The organism is Cellvibrio sp. ARAG 10.3 (assembly GCF_051846955.1).
In the GTDB taxonomy this organism is placed as follows: Bacteria; Pseudomonadota; Gammaproteobacteria; order Pseudomonadales; family Cellvibrionaceae; genus Cellvibrio.
In genome coordinates, this window is the sequence record NZ_JBPYCU010000025.1 from 1 (window position 1) to 16,854 (window position 16,854).

The 16,854-nt window shown below is 47.3% G+C and carries 15 protein-coding genes; 13 read left to right on the top strand and 2 right to left on the bottom strand.

Features of this window, described 5'->3' with window-relative positions; genetic code table 11:
* Nucleotides 1–185 precede the first annotated feature (185 nt).
* The 4 genes from ACSV5M_RS20205 (at nt 186) to ACSV5M_RS20220 (ending at nt 2,470) form a co-directional block, all read left to right on the top strand.
* Nucleotides 186–665: a JAB domain-containing protein gene (locus ACSV5M_RS20205; RefSeq protein WP_439178525.1), complete on the top strand. Its 480-nt coding sequence runs from the start codon at nt 186–188 to the stop codon at nt 663–665.
* 116 nt (nt 666–781) lie between these two features.
* A complete protein-coding gene (locus ACSV5M_RS20210) occupies nt 782–1,609 on the top strand; it encodes a DUF932 domain-containing protein (RefSeq protein WP_439178527.1) in 828 nt (275 codons plus the stop codon).
* A gap of 86 nt (nt 1,610–1,695) precedes the next feature.
* A complete protein-coding gene (locus ACSV5M_RS20215; protein WP_439178529.1) occupies nt 1,696–1,968 on the top strand; it encodes a hypothetical protein in 273 nt (90 codons plus the stop codon).
* Nucleotides 1,969–2,038: 70 nt separating this feature from the next.
* Nucleotides 2,039–2,470, top strand: a complete 432-nt coding sequence (locus tag ACSV5M_RS20220) for a DUF6908 domain-containing protein (RefSeq protein WP_439178531.1) — start codon at nt 2,039–2,041, stop codon at nt 2,468–2,470.
* A gap of 82 nt (nt 2,471–2,552) precedes the next feature.
* On the opposite strand, the gene ACSV5M_RS20225 is transcribed toward ACSV5M_RS20220, so the two are convergent.
* On the bottom strand, nt 2,553–3,353 hold the full coding sequence (locus ACSV5M_RS20225; protein WP_439178532.1) for a hypothetical protein: 801 nt from the start codon (nt 3,351–3,353) through the stop codon (nt 2,553–2,555).
* A 309-nt stretch (nt 3,354–3,662) separates the two neighbouring features.
* On the opposite strand from ACSV5M_RS20225, the gene ACSV5M_RS20230 reads away from it, so the two are divergent.
* The 9 genes from ACSV5M_RS20230 to ACSV5M_RS20270 all read left to right on the top strand — a co-directional run bounded on the left by ACSV5M_RS20230 (nt 3,663) and on the right by ACSV5M_RS20270 (nt 15,899).
* Nucleotides 3,663–4,718, top strand: a complete 1,056-nt coding sequence (locus ACSV5M_RS20230; protein WP_439178534.1) for a hypothetical protein — start codon at nt 3,663–3,665, stop codon at nt 4,716–4,718.
* A gap of 20 nt (nt 4,719–4,738) precedes the next feature.
* Nucleotides 4,739–5,491: an AHH domain-containing protein gene (locus tag ACSV5M_RS20235; protein WP_439178535.1), complete on the top strand. Its 753-nt coding sequence runs from the start codon at nt 4,739–4,741 to the stop codon at nt 5,489–5,491.
* A 66-nt stretch (nt 5,492–5,557) separates the two neighbouring features.
* Nucleotides 5,558–6,139 carry an imm11 family protein gene (locus ACSV5M_RS20240; RefSeq protein ID WP_439178536.1) on the top strand — a complete coding sequence of 194 codons (582 nt, stop codon included), beginning with the start codon at nt 5,558–5,560 and terminating at the stop codon, nt 6,137–6,139.
* 154 nt (nt 6,140–6,293) lie between these two features.
* Nucleotides 6,294–7,262 carry an endonuclease gene (locus ACSV5M_RS20245; protein ID WP_439178537.1) on the top strand — a complete coding sequence of 323 codons (969 nt, stop codon included), beginning with the start codon at nt 6,294–6,296 and terminating at the stop codon, nt 7,260–7,262.
* Between the two features lie 574 nt (nt 7,263–7,836).
* On the top strand, nt 7,837–9,030 hold the full coding sequence (locus tag ACSV5M_RS20250) for a DNA cytosine methyltransferase (protein ID WP_439178538.1): 1,194 nt from the start codon (nt 7,837–7,839) through the stop codon (nt 9,028–9,030).
* Nucleotides 9,027–11,996, top strand: a complete 2,970-nt coding sequence (locus tag ACSV5M_RS20255; protein WP_439178539.1) for an ATP-binding protein — start codon at nt 9,027–9,029, stop codon at nt 11,994–11,996. The genes ACSV5M_RS20250 and ACSV5M_RS20255 overlap by 4 nt, the downstream gene beginning before the upstream one ends.
* Nucleotides 11,989–13,863 carry a response regulator receiver domain gene (locus tag ACSV5M_RS20260; protein ID WP_439178540.1) on the top strand — a complete coding sequence of 625 codons (1,875 nt, stop codon included), beginning with the start codon at nt 11,989–11,991 and terminating at the stop codon, nt 13,861–13,863. The genes ACSV5M_RS20255 and ACSV5M_RS20260 overlap by 8 nt, the downstream gene beginning before the upstream one ends.
* A gap of 525 nt (nt 13,864–14,388) precedes the next feature.
* On the top strand, nt 14,389–14,979 hold the full coding sequence (locus tag ACSV5M_RS20265) for a hypothetical protein (RefSeq protein ID WP_439178541.1): 591 nt from the start codon (nt 14,389–14,391) through the stop codon (nt 14,977–14,979).
* Between the two features lie 107 nt (nt 14,980–15,086).
* The gene (locus tag ACSV5M_RS20270) at nt 15,087–15,899 is read left to right on the top strand and encodes a DUF2971 domain-containing protein (RefSeq protein WP_439178542.1); all 813 of its coding nucleotides are present in this window, start codon (nt 15,087–15,089) and stop codon (nt 15,897–15,899) included.
* Between the two features lie 199 nt (nt 15,900–16,098).
* Here the strand turns inward: ACSV5M_RS20270 and ACSV5M_RS20275 are convergent, their stop codons facing one another.
* On the bottom strand, nt 16,099–16,797 hold the full coding sequence (locus ACSV5M_RS20275) for an SOS response-associated peptidase family protein (protein WP_439178544.1): 699 nt from the start codon (nt 16,795–16,797) through the stop codon (nt 16,099–16,101).
* Nucleotides 16,798–16,854: the final 57 nt, after the last annotated feature.

A 16,854-nucleotide genomic window follows, 5' to 3' on the forward strand; every position in this document is an offset into this window, starting at 1 on the left:
ACTACCTTTAGTTGCACCTTGAACGCGGTACGTGCGCCTGTAATTACCGCAGCGTCGTTGAGACGCCTGGCGTTTAACTGAGAGGGCAACTTCTCTGTCTCCGATCGCTTGTCGATCATTAACCCTTCCAGGGCATATCCATGGCCCTGGGCCCGGGTATGCTCCTGGATTACCTGGAGTGTTCTATGTCGTACTCTAAACATATCAAACGTTCTTCAAGCAATGTCATTGACGGACCTGGTAAAGCCATTGATTACGTGCGTGCGCGTGCGCAGCCCTCGGACAGCGACATGATCTATTGTCTCTACGTAGACTGTGAAAACGAGGTTTCCTACATGGATGCGTTCGTGAACGAAACCTCACGCGATGTCGTTACCTACTCACGGCAGATCCTGAAACAAGCTGTCGAGTTGAACGTACCAAGTGTTGTATTCGTTGTGAAACGCGTTGACGACGAGATGACGGATGAGGTGCTGTTTGACAGTGTCCAGCAACACATACATTCGTTGGAGACGGCGCTAACCGTTGCCGGGATCAACGTGCTGGATTGGGTGTTGCTGCCCGATACCTCGCTTAAAGCTCGCTGCCGGCAGTGGTGCACCTCCTTCGGTGAGAACCTGGGGAATATGCGCAATTGGTTTCGTCTGTCTCGTGCTCGCACGTAATTAGTTGTACGTCAATTAAACTTGGGCCGTAAGGCCTATTACGCCGCCCATGGGGATGTTCAGTACCCCCGGGTGCGAGCGTCCTTATGGGAGGGTTATTCTGTAAGGAGTCTATCATGAGATTATCTTCTCGCTTCTCAGCGGGTTCACCCATGTTGAGAGCTAATCACCCTCTGTCCGACGATCAAATTCGTTTGGTCGCTCCGTCGATTTTTGCTGAAGCGCCGCACGACAGCCGATCCGAGCGGTATACCTACATTCCAACTGGAACGGTCCTGGCAGAACTCCGGAAGGAAGGTTTTCAACCCTTTATGGTGTGCCAGACGCGAGTCAAGAACTCGGATCGACGCGAGTTCACCAAGCATATGATTCGGCTTCGCCATGCTAATCAAATTGATGGCAGCGAGGCGAATGAGATCATCATGTTGAATTCGCACGACGGTACCAGCAGTTACCAGATGCTGGCGGGTATGTTTCGGTTTGTCTGTCAGAACGGGTTGGTGTGTGGTGACAAGTTGCTGGATGTGCGTGTGCCTCACAAGGGTGACGTCACTGGGCAAGTCATCGAGGGCGCGTACGAAGTGTTGAACAGCTTTGAACGTGTACACGAATCGCGTGAAGCAATGCGCGCAGTGACGCTCGACAACGGCGAAGCCGAAGTCTTTGCTCGCGCCGCGTTGACACTGAAGTACGATGATCCAGAAAAGCCGGCACCGATTACTGAACAACAGGTAATTCGTCCGCGCCGGACCGAAGATCGTCGCTCTGATTTGTGGACAGTGTTTAATCGCGCGCAGGAAAATCTTATCCGCGGCGGGCTTTCAGGTTATGCAGCAAGTGGTCGGCGCCAGCGGACCCGGCCGGTACAAGGCATCGATCAGAATGTTCGTTTGAATCGGGCGCTGTGGGTACTGGCAGAAGGATTGCGTGAACTGAAGGGTTAACCACTTTTTAATTTTAAATGATCCCTGAAGGGTGTATTCACCTTTCAGGGTGATTGCACTCCAGGGTTTTACGATCTGGAGTCTCTATGAAATTCCTTTCATTAGTATTTTTTCACGACCCTGGGCACGGCTGGCTGCGTGTCCCTTTGCAAGTGTTGGACGAATTAAACGTTCAGGGCGATATCAGCCCGTGTAGCTACATGGACGGAGACTTCGCCTATCTCGAAGAAGACTGCGATTGCGGCGTGTTTACCACAGCGGCGAAAGCTGCCGGATATGAACTCTCGATCACAGACGAATATCAGGAAAACACACCCATCCGATCCATGGCGTGTTATTCGAGCACGGCCACGGTTTAACGACCAATACACTCCCAACCGGAGGCATCGCCGGTTGGGTGATGCCTCCTTCTTTCTAAGGTAGGCACGTATGAACAATTCAATTTATCAACGTAATTTCAATCAATTAATCGCATTAAATATTTGCGACGAACAAGGCAGCTTGCGACCCTGTGGCAAAAGCAGATCTCAAGGATATATGGACCTGGTCTATGAACGGCTCCCTATGATTGACTGTGTAAATGGATTACCCAATAAAGCGATATCGATCGCTCACTATTTCGAGATGAACGGCGACTTATGTCAAGATCCGGAGATGGTGGTGTTGGTCAACGCAAGTAGTAAGACGGCCGAGGCATACCATTTTCAGCAGGCCATGCCGCCGATCTACCAGGAAGTGTACGATGATGGAAACAGAGTCGACCCTGCACTGAAGCAGAATCTGAATACGTTTCTCGAAACCTGGCTTGCGAACCTGGTTAACCAGGGACATGGCGTTGAGTGGGAAGATTATCAGGAGTGATATTAGGCGGCCGAGAGGCCGCCTTCTTCTTGATCTTTTTAACGGAAAATGGTGTGTTCTTAAATTCTAAAAATTCCGCTGCCTATTCAACCGGGGAATATTTTGTTCGATAAAAATCTATGATTGCATCAATTTTCGTATTTAAAGATATTAGATTATTGGTTAGCGAATCCATTTTCCTTATCGTATTTGAAAGGTCTTTTTTGTATCTGCTGTTATTGGCTATGGTGCTTCTGATGAATTCATGCGATGGCTTTTCTTGACACCTTGTGGTGTATACTATTTCCAGAAAGCTATCCTGCTCGCTTATTTCTTTGTCTTTTATTTCTTCCCATAACTCAAAGAAACTTGATAGTGGATGGGAACTATAGGTGGATGGACTATATTTTTTCAGCACATTAAAATAGCGAGTATCACGACTCTTCATTCGACGAAAAGTCTCATCTTTCTCATCATCTGTCTTATCGTTTAGATAAAATCGCTGCGTACGAACTATCGCTGTAAGGTCATGCATTGGAAAATCCAAATCTCGATATGTTTCGATTAATTGTCTTATCTGTTCTCTGATTTTTATGCTCTTCGTAATATAGCGTTTTATCCTTTTATCATACGTGAGATTAATTGTAAGTGCATTTCCTGCCAGGTTTTCTTCGTTGGCTGCGGATGCGTAGAGGCTGTTATCTTTTACGCGATCAATTAGTGATAGTAGCTGCTCGTTCGCGAATTTGTTGGATGTTAATATTTTCTCAATATCCTTCCACTTCCCCTTGAAATAAGGCTCCCAGTAGACTCTTCTGTCGATGTCAAAAGTTCTAATTAATGCAATAACTGAAATTAACATTCCTGCTACAGCTGCGATAACTTTTAAGTCAATGTCGTCCATAAAGCGACCTCATTTTTCCCGTTATTCGAATATTAAAGTGGGTTAAGCCTTTGCTTTAAATTTTGAATTAGTTGCAGTAGCCATAAATACAGAGCGAAACTCTTACCATGGAGTGGCTGCGGGCCGGAATTACACGCGATTACAAACGTTTATTCGGCTATAGTTATTTTGAGAGTCACCCGCCCTGCAGTTTAAATTTCTATCCCTCGTTCCGCATGATCGTACGTCGATGCTGTGAGTCAACCCTTTATTTTGGCTAGATGACCGGCTACACTTTTCACCTTACTGCTGCTTCTAAGGATATTAAGCATGGAAATCAAAGCACCAGTGCTGGCGCTTATCTCTACGGGAATGATCACGGCGATCGGCGCAAATACCGCCATGAGCGCTGCCGCAGTGAATGCTGGTATTAGCAGCCAAGGTGAGTCAAATTATTTTAATAAACGTAACAAGCCAATCCGGTTCGCCAGTATTCCCGAGGGGGCTCTAGATCCCCTTGATAGCAGTCTCGATCCAGCTATTGAAAAATGCAGCGAGAACCATTGTTATCTGGTGAGGATAGCAGCCCGGGCATTACGGGAGTGCTTGCAATGGTTTACACCCAATGATCCGGTACCTGTCTTTCTAGCGTGTCCTGAAGTTCTGCCCAACACCTCCAATCGAGTGCGCCCGAGTTTTCTCAAGCACCTACAGATCCAATCGAAAGCCAATATTGACCTTACAAATAGCAAACTAACGTACACCGGGCGTGCAGGTGGCCTTGAGATGATAGAGCTTGCATTCAAATTTCTCGATGCTACAGGTCGTGATTTTGCCGTGGTTGGCGGGGTGGATTCTTATAGATATTGTTTGCAACAGCTAAGTATCCTGGATAGCGAGGATCGATTGCTAGTCTACGGCTCCGGAGATGGCTTCATCCCCGGTGACGCCGGAGGTTTCCTGTTATTAGCCTCTCCTACCGCTGTACAGAAGTATCAACTATCACCCCTGTTGAATATTGCCTGTCCAGCCAGTGCGCAAGAGCCTGGGCATCGCTATTCAGAAGAACCCTATCGAGGAGATGGACTGGCGGCCGCCTTCCGAAAAGCCCTTGCCAATGCGCCCGGCGTACAGATTGATGCTGTCTACTCATCGATGAATGGTGAGTCCCAAGCTAGCAAAGAGCTCAGCGTGGCGATGGTGCGTAACTCTCAGCGTTTCGTTCCTAATACGCCAATCAAGCACCCCGCCGATTGCTTTGGTGACATAGGCGCCGCCTTTGGTCCCGTACTGCTGGGGCTGATGAGCAAAACAAAAGCATGCTCCAGCTTGGCTTACTGCTCCGCCGATGGTCCCTATCGGAGCGCGGTGGTTGCTTGGAAATGAATCAGGAATAGGAAATCAGAATGACCCAGATTGGAGAATCCGTTGCGATCATCCCGCCCGGCGGGACTGAAAAGTGTGTCTTTTGCCATAAGGATCATCAGAAGAAGAAAGCGGCAAGTAAACATAACTTCGCGCGAGACATGGGCATGCTTAAAAAGGAAGGTCGCGCTTATTCCATTCAGAATTACTCGTCCTATTACCCTGGCGCAAATATGCCACCCTTAACCGAGTGGCAATCCAACATTAGCATTACCGGGGGATATAAGGCCGCCGCACACCATTGCGTTGCGCTGAAGACCGTCAGTGACCATGAAACTTCAGGGGAGTTAAATGAGGCCGGATACAACCCTAACCGGGGAAGTAATTGTTCTTTTCTACCGTATAGTAAGATCCAATTTTCCCGTGCAAGGGCCTACAATAAACCCCTTCAAAAACACCGGGGCGGCCATACCGATGCGTATTTTGATAAAGTTCGTGAACATTTGGATCGAGTCGGGAAGTTGATCAAGGCAGATTTTTGCGATAACGAACAAACCGCCGATAAAGCGACCTTGCTTTACTACATGCAACTTCAAGAGAGTGCCATATGGCGCGGCTTGGCGAAGCACAAAATGAAGGCTTATCACCTCTACAACACTTCCTACCTTGATCCCGATGCGCCGTGGGGTGATCATGAATATGAGGAAGGGAAATCAAAGGAAGATGTCATAGGCTCTGCCTCGACGCCCGATGACGAGATCGCTGAACACGAAAGTGCAGATGATCCAGAATAACAATGGTCATTTGTGAATCAATCTAGAAGCCATCTCAATAATCGTTAAAGACAAAAGGTAATCATTGTGACTGACAAGAACTATTTTATCATGCTCGCCGATCCACCTTGGGCAGGCCCCACCGTTAAGGTGTTGAAGCAGCCCGATGTCATGGTAAACGACGGGGTCTTTTTACCCGGCGTAAATGAAAAGTATGAAATGCTCCTGGCCGTCGATGAGAAGGCCAAAGATCCGCGTGAATTCCCGCCATGCGACATACACGGCCCATCGAGAACACTAATGTTTTCAAAACGATTCATCGAGTTATTGATTGGCATGGGTGTAGATAATGTTCAATACCTGGATGCCGAGGTCACCTACGAATCCACGGGTCAGAAGCTGCCTTATAAAGTGGCTAACGTCGTAGGGATAATCAGTGGGCTGAATATGGAAGAGTCTGACGTTGTATTAAGCCCTCAAGGTAACATCATTGAAATCGAAACAATGTGCTTCGACGAGGACAAGCTCAGTGGGCACAAAATATTCCGGCTACAGGAACACATCATGCTACTGATCGTCCACCGCAGTATTAAAGAAGCCGTGGAGAACGCCGGGCTAACAGGCTTTATGTTTTTGACTGATGATGAATATGAACCTGGCATGATTTAGCGCGGCCTGATCTCACAGCGAAGTTTTAGAAACACCGAAGAAGTGCCTAATACCTGTCGCGCTGCTCGTCGTATCTCCTCTGGAGCACCTTGGTATTTCAAAGCCGCCGAGCATCGCAACAGAGTTTTATTTTCTTATGGATTTCCTATTGCCGATGTATATCTCACGTCTCCTCCTTGCAATTCTTTTCATCTATTTGCTCGCACCCGACAGTGTTGCTATAGCTGCTCCAAAGACTTTTTCCCAGGCAAAGCAGCTGATGCCTTCAGTCTACGGCGATGTCCCGGAAACCTTTTACTGTGGCTGCGCGATAACCTGGACCGGTGGCCCGTCGGGCCGGCCGGATCACCCGTCCTGTGGGTATGAAGTTCGAAAGCAAACGCAATTAGTGCGGGCTGAGCGCATTGAATGGGAGCATGTGGTAGCCGCTCATACGTTCGGTCAGCAACGGCCCTGCTGGCGCACCGGAGGGCGAGATAACTGCACAGCCAATGATTCTTTATTCAAGGCAATGGAAGCGGATATGCATAACCTGGTGCCGGCGGTGGGTGAAGTTAATGGTGACCGGTCAAACTTCCGCTTTGGCGTCCTGCCTTCAACGCCGTATCGGCATGGTCAGTGTCCGGTAAAGATTGATTTTCAGCAGCGGGCCATTGAACCTCGCCCAGAGATCCGCGGTGATATCGCGCGAATCAACTTTTACATGTACGACCACTATGGCTTGAAGCTCAGCCGGCAGCAGCAACAGCTTTTCCTGGCCTGGCACCATGAAGACCCGGTATCGAAATGGGAGCTTACGCGTAACGACCGGATTGCGCGCGCCATGGGGCGAAGCAATCCCTATGTGACGGGGCTGAAGCAGTGGCATCTGAACAAGGGTGGAACTGCTGCAGCGCCGAGAGTCGCATCAATGGTTGATACCGAGCCCGTGTCAGAGAACATCCGAGGTAATCGGAATTCGAGGGTGTACCATCTGCCGGTGGGGTGTCCCAGCTATAACGCCATAAAAACAAATAACATCGTGAAGTTTGGGTCAGAGCAGCAAGCAACTGATGCGGGTTATCGGAAAGCGAGAAACTGCGAGCAACGAGAGGTTAACATTTGCGACATATTAGCCCCGTAATACTTGAGCAATTGGTGACTAAGCAGGCGCCCTGACGGTTGGAAGCCAGAGGGATTCTGGCCTGGTAGGGTGCAGCGCTCGGAGCGATTTCTCTGTATATTGTCCCACAAGTTAAGGAACCCCCTTATCTGTGCAAAAAGCGTTCAACTGGTGTGACCATGAGGTCATCGATGAGCTATCACTAGTAGCGCCCTGCGATAATTACGGCCGAGGTCCGCAGGCGCCCTTTTTCAATAAAGGTGCGGAAAGTTGGTAAGGGTGATCCCGAGGGAACTGTGTCTTTACGTGGCAAGGAAATCGGGGACAGACTATACAGGTAGTAGGCCGGGTTTAAGCTGAGAGCCGCGGAATGTTGGCTATTAACGCTGCCAGTCGGTGCTAAACCCGTGTTGGATCAGCAGAAATACCGGACTCGAGGGGCTCTGAGGTCGAAACGGTGTCGCACTGCCACTCCATACACGGATGTCGAATGAGATTATCTGACTAGGCTGACTGGTAGCTCGACTTAGGTTTACCTTTTGCGCGATTCGTGTGGGCAAAGATTCCGGATGCTAGGAATCAAGAAGCGCGCCTAATGATCGAATTGAAGTCGAAGTCAACGAACGATATGAGTAGAGTGATACTTTCGAATATGAAACATAAGAATCGACCCGTCGCAGTAGATCTATTCGCAGGGGCTGGAGGGTTTTCTTTAGCTGCGATATCGGCGGGGTTCAATATCAGTTTTGCAATCGAGAACGACGTATATGCGGTTGAAACTTACAAGGACAATATTCTTCGACGATCCGGCGGAAAGGACGCGAAGGTCTTTGAAAAGAGCATATTGAGTTACGATCCAGAGCACATCCGCCAACAGTGCCTGGACGGAACGGTCTGCGACCTCCTGCTGGGCGGCCCGCCCTGCCAAGGGTTTTCGAGGCACAGAATTTTAGACTCCGGAGTGGGTGATCCTCGTAACGAGCTAATTCTCGCATATTTCAGCTTTGTAAAGGTGATTCAGCCCCGGATATTCTTGATGGAGAATGTGCCCGGAATTCTTTGGGAGCGCCACAGACCATATATTGACAGATTCTATGCCGAGGGTGAAAAGGCTGGCTATAAGATTTTCCAACCTGTCGTGCTGGACGCTAGGGATTTTGGAGTGCCTCAACGACGCAAGCGTGTATTTATCCTTGGACTGAAGGGAGACCTGGATGATCGCTCATTTGAGTGGCCACCTAAAGCGACTCATTGCCCTCCGACAAAAAAAGACACTGGCCTGAAACCTTGGGTTTCTTGTGCGCATGTCTTTCGTAAGTCTCCACTAGGAGACGAAAACAAGATACATATGAAGCATAGTGCTGAATTAGTGGAGGTCTTCAAAAGGACTCCGGCTAACGGTGGGAGCAGAAAAGATTCCGGCCGAATTCTAGATTGTCATAAGGATCATGATGGTCATAAAGATGTATACGGTCGAATTGATCCGCGACTTCCCGCTCCTACAATGACGACAGCATGCATCAATCCATCGAAGGGACGGTTCGTTCATCCGACTCAGCATCATGGGATCACCTTAAGGCAAGCTGCCAGAATTCAAACGTTTCCTGATGATTTCATTTTCAAAGGAGGTCTGACCGCTGGGGGACGCCAGATTGGAAACGCAGTTCCTGTACAACTCGGTCTGGTGTTAATTCGTCACCTAAAAAAGCATTTGATAGATAGGCTTGGGAGGGAGCAGAGATCTACGGCGGAATCTTCTAACCTGGATAGGGAACTGGAGATCATATGATTGAAAGTCTTTCATTTCGGACGCAAGCGCGTACGCTAGATCATTTAGGGCGTGAACAGATAGCTGATTGCCCAACAGCAATTTCTGAACTGTGGAAAAATGCCTACGACGCGTACGCTCAGTCAGTAGCTTTACATATTTTTGATGATCCAGAACCTGTAGCGGTCATATTCGATGATGGCCATGGCATGAGCTATGACGAGTTTGTTGGGCGTTGGCTTGTTGTAGGTACCGATTCGAAATATCAGCAAGTCCAGGATAACCCGGCCGACAGGGGAGAGTTACCGAAGCGCACCAAGCAAGGTCAAAAAGGTATAGGTCGATTATCTTGCGCTAATTTGGGGCCACTGCTTCTGCTGGTTTCAAAGCGAAAACATCAAGACTTCGTTGCAGCCCTTGTTGACTGGCGCATTTTTGAGAACCCCTTTCTCGTATTATCTGATATCGAAGTGCCTGTCACTCGATTTACGGACCGCGACCAGCTTTTCAAGCTCCTGCCCAACTTATTCGAACGCTTAACCGATAACGTCCGAGCCAGTGAAAAGAAAACAGAGCGATCAGAACGTTTACGTGCGGCTTGGGAGGCTTATGATCATGTTGCGCTGGAAGACGGTCAGACACCAGAGAGGCCATCCGACGCAATTGCTAATACTATCATCAATGCGCGTTTTGAAACGCGGCATTTGGAGTCGTGGGGAGTTTGGACGGGGGAGTCTGAACAGGGAACGGCGCTTCTGATTTCTGATATAAATTATGATCTTAGAGCTCAGCTTCCTAGTATTGACGAGGATGGTAACGTTAAAAAGATTCGTGACTCATTCAAAGCTACGCTCTCGGCTTTTGTAGATCCGTATGTGGATGAGACGGCCAGCGAATATAATTCATTTTATCCACAATTTTCCTACGAAGTTAAAACGTGGTCAGATAGTAATGCCAGATTGATAGTTGACGACAATCGGGAAATGTTGAGCCGATCTGTTACGGACGAAATGGAGCATGTGCTTAGCGGAAACGTAGATGAGAATGGAGTTTTCCGGGGCCAAGTGAAGGCATTTGGAGAATGGCGCTCCCTAGGTAGTGATTACGTTATTCCCCCCCCAAAAGATTATATTCCTCCAAGTGGTCCGACGACCTTCGTTGGACCGTTCGCTTTATACGTAGCAACGTACGAGCGTGACAGACTCAGTTCAACACACAACGACCATGACCACGCAAGACTTAGGGAAATGCCCGACGAGTTGACTGGGTTTTTAATGTACAGGAACGGTCTCCGAGTATTGCCTTACGGCCGTGTTGATAATGATTTTTTTGAGATCGAGACGCGTCGGAGCGTATCCGCAGGTAGGGAATTCTGGAATGCTCGACGAATGTTCGGGCGTGTTGCTATCTCGCGAGAGCTTAATCCCAACTTACGGGACAAGGCGGGTAGAGAGGGGTTTATCGATAATCGTAGCGCGAAAGCACTAAGGACCTTAGTTATACATATTCTACGTCGCGTTGCTTATGAATATCTGGGGCAATCAGCAGACCTTAGGCAAGAGCTACTGCCGGATATCAAAGAGCGAAACCTCAAGGAACGAGCCGAGGTCGAGAAAAAACGACTCGCCAAAAAGAATGCAGAAAAGTTTCGGAGTCGATTGAGAAGAAATCTACCTGAGATCACTAAAATTCATGAGGAAACCAAAGTTCTCGTCGATGGGTTAGCAATTAAGGATGCGTGTGACCTTGATAACGCTCAATCTCTGATAAATGAGATTAATAGCAAATTGAGTGAGCTTCGGATCACGGGTGCTCCTGCGAAGCTGGGATCGAGTGAGGATGATTATCGTCAATTTAGAACTCGTTTCTCAGAGTTGCAGGCAACAGTGAAGGCCTTGTCGGAGATGCGGAGTGAAGCAATCGAGCGAATCAAACCATCTAGCCCTGAAGAGATAGCTGAGAAGCAACTGAAAAGCCTTGCAAGCCGCATGCACGCGCGCTTGAACTTCTGGCGAAAATCAATCACTGCACTGCAACAATCCGAAGATGATCGCGTGAGCTCTCTGTTTGACGAGCGAAACAAAGCTTTTCATGCGCTTGCGATGCCGCTGGTAGAGCAGGTCAAAAGAGGCCGATTGAGTCTGGATGAAGCACTAGAGGAAATGGGAGCGATACACGAGAAGCTTGAGGCCGAGAACGAAAACACATTTCAGTCATATCTGGACGCTCTTGAATTGATGAGTGAAAATATCAATATTGAGTTGATTGCTCGACAGGGAACAATAGAAAATATCGAGTTAAAAGATGATCTAAACCGGCTAAATCAGCTTGCTCAGCTCGGGATAACTGTCGAGATCTTAGGGCACGAGCTGAACACTAATGAAAGAATGATTCGAGATGGATTAATGCAGATCAAAACCTTGGGGAGCATTCCGGGTGCGAGAATGATCGAAACAGGCTTTGAGGCGCTCAGTCAGCAACTCGAATTTCTATCACCTCTTAAGATCTCGGGTAGTCGTACTAGAAGAACTATCACAGGTGAAGAAATAGCTAGTTATTTGAGAAGCTTCTTTGAGTCAGTAATCAAGTCCCGAAATATTACCATTGAAGCATCTGAGGATTTTTTACGGTTTAGCATTACAGAGCAGCCGTCACGGCTGATACCAGTATTCGTAAATCTTGTTAATAACAGTGTTTACTGGCTCGCAACATCGCGCACTCCGCAGCCTACAATCGAGCTTTCAGTTATCGATGAGAAAGTTGTTATCTCGGACAATGGGCCGGGCATTGATCCTCTAGATCAAGAAAGCTTGTTCAAAATGTTCTTTACACGGAAGGTAAGTGGTGGGCGAGGAATAGGCTTGTATCTATGTCGGGTTAACCTCATGGCTGGCGGTCATCTGATCGAATATTCAAATAGCAGGAAGTTTCAACGTTTATCAGGCGCAAATTTCGTCATTGATTTCAAAGGAGCACATTTTGTCTGAAGGGTTAACATTTTCTGATCTGGTGCGTGAAGCGTTCATTGATCCTCTGCGATCTGTGTTGATTATTGATGATCAGTATCCAACTTGGGAAGAAATTCTTAATGGTGTAGTCGATGAGCACGCTCTGAGCAATGGCATGCACGATGGTATACCCAGCAAACAGTGGCGCACTAACCCAGCTGCTCCTCTTTCAGTAATCAAGCAGTTTAGAGGTCGGAATCCCGGATTTGTTATCGATATTCATGATGCTGAACTGCCTCCTAAACTAATTGCATCGGAAGCATCTGAAACTCCGACTGCTATAGCAGATCATCTACATCAATCTGACCTTCTCGTTTTGGATTACAACTTAGAGGGCGAGAGTTCCGGTTTGGGTGGAACTCTCGCAAGAATTATTCTGCAAACTGTACTGAGAAGTAAGCATTTTAACTTGGTCGTCATCCACACAGGAGAGCACGATTTAAACCAGGTTCTGTATGACTGTTTACTTTCACTCATGATGCCTTGTAGCTCCGAATTTTCCGAGAGATTGCAGTTAGAAATTGAGATTTTGAATCAGAAACTTCAGGAAATGGAAGATGAGGGCGACTTCGACAGGAAGCAGTTACACATGTTTTTTGGCATCAATGAGTATATCCAGTATAGGCTAAGCGATGGAAAGCGCGCTGAATTGATTCGCGAATATATGAGAGGCCAAGGAGACTTGGCCGCGCTGGGCGATTTGGCGACACGGCTTGCCCTCAAGCCAGGCGAGCGTCGATCATTTTTATGTTGGGCTATTCGCGAATTCGAAAAAGAAAGGTCTACTCTATTCTCCTCAGCTCCCCATGAGGGGCTCGCCTGGATGAGTGCCACCGATTGTAAGTGGTTGAGGACTGTCGGAGGGTTTGTCACTTTTGTAGGAAAAGGATCCAAAGATTTAATTGATGAGTTGTTGAGAGCTCTAGAGAGTTGGCAACCAAACCCCTCCCGACTACTCTCCGCAAAATATCGCCATGAATTAAATCGCATCGGAGTAGAAGCAGAGGATCGAACGCTGCTAAAATCTCATGTTTTCGCGCACTTCTACAGCGATATTTGTAATCTTTATTCGCAGGATCTAACTGAGCCCGCAAGGACGCGTCTTACAGTTGCAAAGTTAAAGGAGCACGTCGCTCGGCAATCTGAAGCTATTTCATTTCATATCGAAAATGAAATCGTTGGTTTTGGTGAGAAAATAATCAAAGCCGATATGACTGCTGGAAATTTATTCTCCACATTTTACGGTGTGGATCTCAGTGATTCACAAGTAAAGAGAACCGCTGTTGCGCATTACAACAGCTATATTTCGACGCTTCCGCTGAAAAAAGTGGATGATCAATTGGATAGTGGCCACATCCTTGATATTAATGGTGAGTGGTGGGTATGTGCTACTCCTGCTTGTGATCTTCAACCTAATCAGAATACGATCGCATTCATCGGCAATAGCGACGACCTAAGACCTTTCACAGCATTGCGCCTCAATAAAGTAGATATTCAGTGTCTCTCCCCCGGGCACATTAACAGTGGAGAGTACTGCTTTGTTGAGGATGAACCTGGGGAAATTGTCGCATTAGGTTTACGTCTACTGCATGTTCTTCCGACCACGCCACCAAGTGATAAGGTTACTTGGCGGACCTTTCTAGCTAAAAGTGGTGGCTTAATTCAGCAGGGACATATAGGTCTTATTAGACCCAAACTTCAAGCCACAAACTTGGTTACTGAAGAGACGAGTGCCAGAGTTGTTTCAAAATTAAGATATGAGTATGCGCTGAATTATATACAGAAGGTTGGAGCAAGCGTGTCCCGTATTGGTTTGGGTTACACTTCAGTTATGGACGACGAATAAATATAGCGTCGCCGTATGCCTCCCCCAAAGGTGCAGTTTGTCTTGGACCATGCGATACCCGAAGTTGAAAAGAGCCATCAACAAATAAATGAATCCAAAGGCGGCTCAAAAAAATAGCAAAACAATCGCATGCGCAGGAAACACACTATGTGAGTAAGTCTCACAATCAATAATCTACAGAGATAGCTATGGCGGCCAAATCGAAAGACCTACGGGTACAGCAGGGAATTTTTTTCTACAGTTACGCGATTGCGTCATTTTTGATAGTGATTTTGGTGATGTCTTTTCCGGCCTTTAGCAAAAGGTGGTCCGAATAGCCTGCAGTGCTGAAATGCACGCTCTGAAAACTAATTTGCGGGCCGGGGCCGCACTATTGAACTGTTAAGCATATAGATTCTGAGTTAAATGAGTGATCCTAAGAAGGAAGCTCATAGACTCGAATACAACACATAACAAATTCAAGCAAGCGGAACTGCCGTACCGGCGGTCCCTTCTTGAGGTGTTAGCACCCAAAGGAAAATTGCCATGCATCTAAATTTAGCCAACGAAGTTTTGTCGGTGTTGCATCAGTTCGCGGAAGAGTCCGGATACTCCTCTTATGCAAGCGCCAAGAAAATCGGTGAGTATCTAGGAGTTACAGACAGGGAAAAATTAAGCAATACCGTCAAGCTACTAGAAACTAGAGGTCTCGTGCGTGTGATTTGGCTTCGAGATCCACAGTTATGCCTTTCTGAGGAGGGAGCTCTATTCCTTGAGTCAGGCAACGGCTTGGCAGATCATGCCTCCCCAGGCGGAGTCGTAACCGTAGACCAAAGCACCCATTTTCACGGCCCCATAACGGGAAGCGCAGTAAACGTCCGGTCGACAGGCGGCACGCAAAGCATATCAACTGGCGCCAATCCGGAGGCAATCATCGGAATGATCATTGATCATCTATCGTCAGACAACACAATCCCGGTGACAGAGCGTGACGACTACATCATTGATGCAGAGAACCTCGGAAGAGAACTTAAGAAAAACAAGCCGAACCAAAGTGCCGTAAGTAGCTACCTAACAAACCTAGGCTCAGTGGCATCAATTGCAGGGCTAGTTGCGTCGCTAGTTAGCCTGCTTTAGAGGCATGAGTGGTAACATCATCACCGCAGACAACTAAAAGCGCCGCTCCTTTGTTGTGCCGCTTTATGTTGCCGGTTATGGCGAACGTTATAAATCAGGGCCGAACAGTGACAATCTACCACTACACAGATGCAAATGGATTAATCGGAATAATAAGAAACAAAACTCTATGGGCAACCGACATTAGATTCCTCAATGACCATATGGAATTCTATGCAGGTATTGAGTCTACAATTAAACTCAGCAAGGAAATGGCTGACACCTGTCAACAAAGCAGCGATCACGTATACAATTCAGCAAAAAAAATATATGAGCTCTTTCCCAATATATTAAAAAAAAATCTAGCAAGAAGATGTATATATATAACCTCATTTAGCAAATCCAGGGACAATCTTAGGCAATGGATGTCCTACTGCCCTCCAAATGGAGGTTACGCAATTTCTTTCAACAAAGAAAAAATCTTAATTTCAGGTAAAAAAGAGCGAAAAAACAAAGTTGTCTGTCGACTTGAAGAAGTCGACTATCAAGGAGAAAAAATTCGGCAAATATTAGACATAGAATCAATCATAAAAAGTCTAAAAAATAATGGCTTTAGCGCAGCAAAAACAGCAATTGAGATAATGAATAATGCCTTATTTCATTGCTGCGCAATAAAGAGAAAAGAATTTTACGACGAAAGAGAAATAAGGCTAGTAACACAGTCCGACCGGAAGAGAGAGCATGCAGTACAATTTCGATCAAAATCCGGAGTCTGTTTTCCGTATTTTGAGTACCCAATTGAGCCTGCGTGGATAGAGGAAATAATTATAGGACCAACTGCAAATATGGAACTCGCCAGATTGGGCATTGAAGAGCTACTGAGAAAACACTCGATTCAATGCAAAATCGAAGAGAGTGAATGCTCTTTGAGATTGTTGTAGCTATAACAATTTGTACCAGTTGTTCCCTTCGCTCACTGGAACGGGCTAAGCCCGCTATTTATCCTTTTGCTTCATTTTCCGCTTTTGGCCGAATTGCGACTTTTAAAACGTCGGCTGTTAAGGTTAATCAAATAATAAACATGCTACGGTTACAACCGGTCAAGGTTCTATAGGAAGCCTCGACGGCCACACTTAGAGGTCAGTCGGCAGCTACTCGTTGGACCGGGCCCACCGGAACGCCGGACTTAAAGGATTTAACTTCGACCACCTGCAGGTCTGCGTATATCTTCGGCGCATTCAGTACTCGTGCAATATCGGGGTGCTCCTCATCCGCGTCACTGAGCCATAATTTCAGGAATTCCATATTATTCGGTAGGAGGAGTGGGAAAGCGTCTTCGTGAAACTCGGTAAACCGTGGATGTGGATCGCGTGTAATAATCGCGCAGCTGTACAGTCCCTCAGGAAAGGCGTTATAGATCGCTCCTATGATGAGGGGGCGGTTACTGGTCACAAGATATTGATGCTTTCGTTTACCTATTTCCCGGGATTCTCCGAGTCCGGATGCGACGACAAAGCCACGACGGTACCGGATCGCCTCACGCCAGAGCGGGAGGCTCAGGTGGCGAGCGTTGAATGAGGTTAGATGGCCCACTTCCAATTGCCCATTTTTAAATGTGCAATCAAACCACCAGATTGCCTCCACCCCTTTGATCATGCCTCCCTCCTGGATGACCAGGTCCTTGATCGTACGCCCGGGATCACGGCCGAACGCGGGGTAAAAGTGCTGCAGCTCCCCCGTCGCTTCGCCAGGGCGTGGGTTATAGTCCGTAGGTCCCAGTAATTCCATAAATTCCTTAAGTGATTGGGACCCTATATGACGTCTCACGTAACCGCACATTGTCGTTCTCCTGACAAAATGTTCTAAGCAATCGTATTGACCGTCTCACAGTCAGCT